Here is a 6,966-nt window from a genome sequence, read left to right on the forward strand (position 1 = left end):
CGCGGCACTCCCGCGTTCGCCGCCGGCGGAGCGGGACGGGCCCGGGCACCGCCGCCCGCGACGCCGGACGCCCGCCGGGTGTCAACCGTGTGTGCCGCCGAGCCGGTGCCGCGGGCGGAGCGGGAACCGGGAGGATTTCGCCCACCGGGACGCTCTGGTCCGCCGCCCGGCGCGTTGGTATACCTCGTTGCCGGACTCGGGTGCGGTGTTCGCGCCGCCCCGGTGAGCTGCGACGAAAGGCTGGTGACGGATCGATGAAGCTCCTGCGCGTCGGACCCCAGGGCGCCGAGCGCCCGGTCGTCCTGGGCGAGAACGGCACCGCGTACGACCTCTCGGGGCGGGCCCGCGACCTCGACGGGGCCTTCCTGGCCGGGCTGGACCCGGCGGCGCTGGCCCGGGACGCGGCCACCGGCGTCCTGCCGGTGGTGGACCTCGACGGCCTGCGGGTGGGCGCACCGGTGGCCCGGCCGGGCAAGGTGGTCGGCATCGGGCTCAACTACCGCGACCACGCGGCCGAGGCCGGGGCCGCGATCCCGGCCGAGCCGGTGATCTTCCTCAAGCCGAGCTCCACCGTGGTCGGCCCGTACGACGAGGTGCTGGTGCCGCGCGGTGGCGAGAAGACCGACTACGAGGCCGAGCTGGCGATCGTGATCGGCCGCACCGCCCGCTACCTGGACTCGCACGCCGAGGCGGCCGGGGTGATCGCCGGGTACACGATCGCCAACGACGTCACCGAGCGGGCCTTCCAGTTCGAGCGCGGCGGTCAGTGGGACAAGGGCAAGTCGGCGGAGACCTTCACCCCGCTCGGGCCCTGGCTGGTCACCGCCGACGAGGTCGCCGACCCGCAGGCGCTGACCCTGCGGCTGTGGGTCAACGGCGAGCAGCGGCAGCACGGCAGCACCGCCGAGATGATCTTCCCGGTGCTCGAACTGGTCCGCTACGCGAGCTGGTTCATGGTGCTGGAGCCCGGCGACGTGATCATCACCGGCACGCCCGCCGGGGTCACCCTGGGCCGCCCCGGCACGCCGTTCCTCGCCCCGGGCGACGTGGTCGAGATCGAGATCGACGGGCTCGGCCGCCAGCGCCAGGTACTCGGCAAGGCGTAACGGCACAGGCCGCCCCGACCCTTGGCACGGGGGTCGGGAGGGCCGCCACGAAGCGCCGGTAACGAAGCGCCGGTTACGAAGCGCCGCCCAGTACCGCCCGCAGCCGCTCCGCCCGTTCCGGCCGCGGCCCCTCCAGCGCGAGCACCCCCGCCAGCACCTCGGCCGTCTGCGGGTCGTGCAGCGCCGTCGCCGCCGCCATCGCGGTGAACTGGTCCACCAGCCAGTCGCGCAGCTCCGCCACCGGCAGCGTGCGCCCCTCGTCCAGCCAGCTCAGCGACGCGCCCTCGACCACCGCGATCCACGAGCGCACCAGCAGCGTCAGCCGTGGCCCGGCCTCCCGCACGCCCAGGTGGCGCAGTGTCCGCCGCAGCGCCGCCCGCCGGACGTCGTCCACGATCGCCGAGGTGCGGGCCGTCTCCACCACCGAACCGCCGCGCAGCAGCGCCGAGTAGCCGGCGTCGTGCTCGGCCACGAAGGCGAAGTAGCCGTCCAGCACCGCCGACAGCTGCTCGGACGGCGTCCCGCTCACCGGCACCGCGAAGCGGCTGGTCAGTTCGTCCGCCGCGGTGCGCAGCGCGGCCTCGTACAACTGCTGCTTTCCGCCCGCGAAGTAGCGGTACACCAGCGGGCGGGAGGCCCCGGCGGCCTCGGCGACGTCGTCCAGGCTCACCTCCTCGGGCGGCCGGGAGGCGAACAGCTCCAGGGCGACCGCGATCAGCTGCTCGCGCCGCTGCTGGACCGGCAGCCGCCGGTAGCCGGTGCGGCGCGGACGCGGCTCGGGTGCGGCCGGAACGGGTGCCTGACCGGCTGCCGGGGTGGGGCGGGCTTCCATGGCGGCCAGCGTAATGGGCGCCGGGCGGATCGGGTCCTGTCGCGCCGAACGGATTTTCGCAGGCGAACCCTGCTCGCAAAGGGGTTGCAAAGCTGCCGTGCCACGCAATGATGTCCGAATGCGTGAAGAACTGATCACCGCCGACGGCACCACCCCGCGCCGCATCGCCGACGACCATGTCCGCGAACTGGCCGAGCTCGACCCGCTCACCGCGGTGTACCTCGGCGTCAACCTTGATGACGACCGGCTGCCCGACCTCTCCCCGGCCGGTCCCGAGGCCATCGCCGACCTCGCCCGCCGCACCCTGGCGAAGCTCGACGAGGCCGAGCGGGCCGGCGCCGCAGAGGACGAGGCGGAGCGCCGCTGCGCCCGGCTGCTGCGCGAGCGGCTGACCGCCGAACTCGCCGTCCACGGGGCGGGGGAGAGCTTCCGTTCGCTGCGCAACCTCGGCTCCCCGGTGCACGACCTGCGGGAGTCCTTCACCCTGATGGGCACCGACACCGAGGCCGAGTGGCAGGTGATCGGCCGCCGCCTGGCGAAGGTTCCGGTGGCGTTCGAGCAGTACCGGCAGACGCTGGCCGAGGGCATCGAGCGCGGTCTGCTGTCCGGTCCGCGCCAGGTGGCCACGGTGCTCGGGCAGTTCGCCGAGTGGCTGGGCGAGGACGCGCCCGCCGACGAGCGGGTGCCCGGTGCGTGGTTCGGGCAGTTCGTCCAGGGTGCGCCGGAGGGCCTGCGCCCCGAGCTGTCGGAGCACGCGGTGGCCGCCGCCGAGGCGCTGGCCGAGCTGCGCGACTGGCTGCGCGACGTGTACGGCCCGGCCGCGGCCGGTGCCTCGGACACCGCGGGCCGGGAGCGCTACGTCCGCTGGGTGCGCTACTGGACCGGCGCCGACCTGGACCTGGAGGAGGCCTACGCCTGGGCCTGGAGCGAGTTCCACGACCTGCTGGCGCAGATGGAGACCGAGGCCGAGAAGGTCCTGCCGGGTGCGGGCCCGCTGGCGGCGATGCAGTGGCTGGAGTCCGACGGCCCGGCCATCGAGGGCGCCGAGGCCGCCCGGGAGTACCTCCAGGGCCTGATGGACCAGGCCGTCCGGGACCTCCAGGGCACCCACTTCGACCTGGCCGAGCCCGTCACCCGGGTCGAGTCGAGGATCGCTCCGGCCGGCAGTGCCGCCGCGCCGTACTACACCGCGCCGTCGCTGGACTTCAGCCGTCCCGGGCGGACCTGGCTGCCGCTGCTCGGCCGGGACCGCTTCCCGGTCTGGGACCTGGTCTCCACCTGGTACCACGAGGGCGTCCCGGGTCACCACCTCCAGCTCGCGCAGTGGAACTACGTCGCCGACCGGCTCTCCACGTACCAGGTGAGCCTCGGCGGGGTGAGCGCCAACCTGGAGGGCTGGGCGCTGTACGCCGAGCGCCTGATGGACGAGCTCGGCTACCTCACCGACCCGGGCCACCGGCTGGGCTACCTCAACGCGCAGATGATGCGGGCGCTGCGGGTCATCGTCGACATCGGCATGCACGTGGGCCTGGACTTCCCGGCGGACTCCCCGTACCGGCCGGGCGAGCCGGTCAGCCCCGAGTACGCCCGGGAGTTCTTCGGCCGCTACTGCGGTCTGTCCGCCGACTTCCTGGACAGCGAGCTGGTCCGCTACCTGGGCCTGCCCGGTCAGGCGATCGGCTACAAGCTCGGTGAGCGCGCCTGGCTGCGCGGACGGGCGGCGGCGAAGGCGGCGCACGAGGCGCGCGGCGAGGAGTTCGACCCCAAGGCCTGGCACATGGCGGCGCTCTCGCAGGGCTCGCTGGGGCTGGACGACCTGGTCGAGGAGCTCTCGGCGCTCTGACCCACGGCGCAGCGCAGGCTGCGGCCGCGGGCCGTGGAACCAGGCCCCCGGGACTCCGTCCGGAGCCCCGGGGGCCTGGTTCATTCGTCCCGAAGATCCGGTTTGGTGAGATTTTGCCTTGCCATCCGTCCGGGCCGGGGTTTGGCTGGAAGGCGATTGTGTGACCTCTCCGCCCCACTCCGGAAGGTTCGGTCAGTGACTGTGCAAACCGCCACCGGTCATGAGGACGCGGGCCGTCGCCGCTGGTGGGTGCTGGCTGTCATCGCCACCGCCCAGCTCATGATCGTGCTCGACACCACCATCGTGAACATCGCGCTGCCGTCCGCCCAGCGGGACCTGGGCATCTCGGACGCCGACCGGCAGTGGGTGATCACCGCCTACACGCTCGCCTTCGGCGGTCTGCTGCTGCTCGGCGGCCGGCTGGGCGACCTCTTCGGCCGTGAGCGGGTCTTCACCGTCGGCCTGCTGGGCTTCGCCCTCGCCTCCTCCTTCGGCGGCGCCGCGGTCGGCCCGGCCATGCTCTTCGGCGCCCGTGCCCTCCAGGGCGCGTTCGGCGCCCTGCTCGCCCCCTCCGCGCTGGGGCTGCTCTCCACCACCTTCTCCGATCCGCGGGAACGCAGTACGGCCTTCGGCGTCTTCGGGGCGATCGCCGGCGGCGGCTCCGCGATCGGCTTCATCGCCGGCGGCCTGCTGACCGAGTACCTGGACTGGCGCTGGTGCCTGTTCGTCAACGTGCCGATCGCCGCCGTCACCGCCGTCGCGGCGTTCGGCGTGCTGAAGCGCGACCGCATCGAGAAGGACCGCCGGATGCGGCTGGACCTGCCCGGGGTGCTGCTCGGCTGCGGCGGCCTGCTGGCGATCGTCCACGGCACCTCCGAGGCCGTGGCCCGGGGCTGGGGCGACGGCCTGGTGCTCGGCTCGCTGGTCCTGGGCGTGGCGCTGCTCGCGGTGTTCGTCCTGGTCGAGCGGCGCACCGCGCACCCGCTGCTGCCGGTGCACATCGTCGCCGACCGCAACCGCGGCGGCGGCGCGCTCTCGGTCGGCCTGACGATGATCGGGATGTTCGGCCTGTTCCTGTTCCTGACCTACTACCTGCAGGCCATCAAGCACTTCTCGCCGGTCGTGTCAGGCCTGTCCTTCCTGCCCATGACGGCCGCCATCGTGCTGAGTTCGACGGGCTTCGCGGCCCGGATGATGACCAGGGTGCCGTCCCGGAACCTGATCGGCCCCGGACTGCTGCTCGCCGCGGGCGGCATGGCCTGGCTGACCCGGATGCGGGTGGACAGCCCGTGGGCCGCCCTGGTGCTGCCCGCCGAGCTGCTGATCGGCGTGGGCATGGGCCTGGTGTTCATGCCGGCGATGAGCCTGGCCACCCTCGGGGTCGCCCCGAACGAGGCCGGCGCGGCCTCGGCCACCATCAACTCGGCCCAGCAGGTGGGCGGTTCGGTCGGCACCGCGCTGCTGAACACGGTCGCCGCGAGCGCCACCGCGAGCTTCCTGGCCACCCGGGTCGCCTCCGACCCGGCGGTGCAGGCCCAGGGCGCGGTGCACGGCTACGTCGCCGCGACCCGGGTGGCGATGGGCGTGCTGCTGCTGGCCGCGCTGGTCGCGGTGCTGACGATCGACCACCGGCCGGCGCCCGGTGAGGCCACCGCGGTCGAGGCCGGTGCCGCGGAGACGGAGGCGGAAGCCGAAGCGGCGGCCGTACGGGCCGTGGACGGTCGGCCGACGGATCTGCGGGCGGAGGCGGGGGTGGAGCGGCCGTCGATCGATTGAAATTTGCAGCAAGGTCTTGCAGTCAACCTCCGGCGCCTGCTTGACTCCTGGCCACCATCCGGGGACCAAGGAGGCGCCGTGCTGCCCGAGAACGTGCTGTCCGAGACCGTGCCGTCCGAGACCGCGCCGCCGGAGTTCGACCTGCTCGTCGTCGGCGGAGCCGGCGTCGACACCATCGTCCGGGTCGAGCGGCTGGAGGTGCCGCCCGGCGACTCGCAGCTCGTCGAACCGGTGCGGGACTACGTCGGCCACACCGGCAACGGCGTCGCGCTCGGCGCCCACCACCTCGGCCTGCGCACCGCGTTCATCGACTTCCTCGGCGACGACGCGCAGGGCGACCTGGTCCGTGCCCACTACGCGCGCCACGGCCTGCACTTCGCGCACCTGGTGAGCCCGCACGGCACCCCGCGCGGGGTCAACCTGGTGGACGCGGCCGGCCGCCGGTTCTCCTTCTTCGACGCCCGCCACCCCGCCGACCTGCGGCTGCCGCGCGACCTCTACCTGCCGTACGCCGAGCGCAGCCGGCACGTCCACCTGTCCATCACCGGCGTCAACCGGGACATGTACGGCGACCTGCACCGCCTCGGCCGCACCACCTCCACCGACCTGCACGACTGGGACGGCGCCGACCCGCACTGCCGCGACTACGCGCTCGGCTCCGACCTGGTCTTCCTCTCGGTGGCCGGCTGCCGCGGCCGGCACGAGGAGGTGATGCGCGCGATCCTCGCCGAGGGGCGCGCGCGGGTGGTCGTCGCCACCGCCGGAGCCGAGGGCTGCCACCTGCTCACCCGGGACGACCCCGAGTCGCGCCACCTGCCGGCCGTCGACCCGGGCCGCCCGGTGGTGGACAGCAACGGCGCGGGGGACGCCTTCGTCTCCGGCTTCCTGTACGCCTGGTTCCGGGGCCACCCGCCGCTGGACTGCGCCCGGGCCGGTACGGTGGCCGGGGCCTTCGCCTGCACCGCCGCCGGAACGCACACCGCCTTCGTCGGGGCCGCCGCACTGGACGTGCTGCTCGCCGGCCGGTGACGCCGGGGGTGCGGGCGGGCGAGGGATTTCTCATCGAGCTCCAAGGAGTCGGTCACTCCCTTTCCAGGCTGAGGCGTCATAGTCGTTGACCGAACGCCGCCCCCGATCGCGCCCCGGCAGGAGAAACAGGCATGGGCAAGCACCGTCGCCAGAGGTCGCGCCGCCGCGGACTCCTGGTCCCGTCCCTGTTCACCGTGCTGTCCGCGGTCGCGGTCGCCGCGGTGCTGACCGGGACGCACGGACTGGACCTGTCCGACACGACGGCCGCCGGAAAGGCGGCCCGCAGCACCCGCGCCGCCGCCGCGCCCGCCCCGGTCACCGATCCGACGGCACCGGCCCCGGTCACGGCCACCACGCCCCCCGCGGCCGCGAGCCCGACC

At 74.1% G+C, this 6,966-nt stretch carries 5 protein-coding genes and 1 pseudogene; 5 read left to right on the forward strand and 1 reads right to left on the reverse strand.

Annotated features, from left to right (window positions below; all coding sequences use genetic code 11):
• Window positions 1-254 precede the first annotated feature (254 nt).
• On the forward strand, window positions 255-1,106 hold the full coding sequence (locus KS423_RS33795) for a fumarylacetoacetate hydrolase family protein (protein WP_224283570.1): 852 nt from the start codon (window positions 255-257) through the stop codon (window positions 1,104-1,106).
• Window positions 1,107-1,179: 73 nt separating this feature from the next.
• Here KS423_RS33795 and KS423_RS33800 read toward each other — a convergent pair whose 3' ends face one another.
• Entirely contained in the window at window positions 1,180-1,938 is a 759-nt protein-coding gene (locus KS423_RS33800; protein WP_224283571.1) for a TetR/AcrR family transcriptional regulator, read from the reverse strand.
• Between the two features lie 118 nt (window positions 1,939-2,056).
• Between KS423_RS33800 and KS423_RS33805 the strand changes: the two genes are divergently transcribed.
• The 4 genes and pseudogenes from KS423_RS33805 to KS423_RS33820 form a co-directional block, all read left to right on the forward strand.
• Window positions 2,057-3,781, forward strand: coding sequence for a DUF885 domain-containing protein (locus KS423_RS33805; RefSeq protein ID WP_224283572.1), 1,725 nt, complete (start codon window positions 2,057-2,059; stop codon window positions 3,779-3,781).
• 201 nt (window positions 3,782-3,982) lie between these two features.
• Window positions 3,983-5,557 (forward strand): MFS transporter, encoded by a 1,575-nt coding sequence (locus KS423_RS33810; protein ID WP_308020280.1) that lies wholly within the window; start codon window positions 3,983-3,985, stop codon window positions 5,555-5,557.
• 78 nt (window positions 5,558-5,635) lie between these two features.
• Window positions 5,636-6,586 (forward strand): carbohydrate kinase family protein, encoded by a 951-nt coding sequence (locus tag KS423_RS33815; protein ID WP_224283574.1) that lies wholly within the window; start codon window positions 5,636-5,638, stop codon window positions 6,584-6,586.
• Window positions 6,587-6,717: 131 nt separating this feature from the next.
• Window positions 6,718-6,966 (forward strand): annotated as a pseudogene (locus KS423_RS33820) (hypothetical protein); the annotation flags it as partial.

This window comes from Streptomyces sp. LS1784, from assembly GCF_020103755.1.
Classification (GTDB): Bacteria; Actinomycetota; Actinomycetes; order Streptomycetales; family Streptomycetaceae; genus Kitasatospora.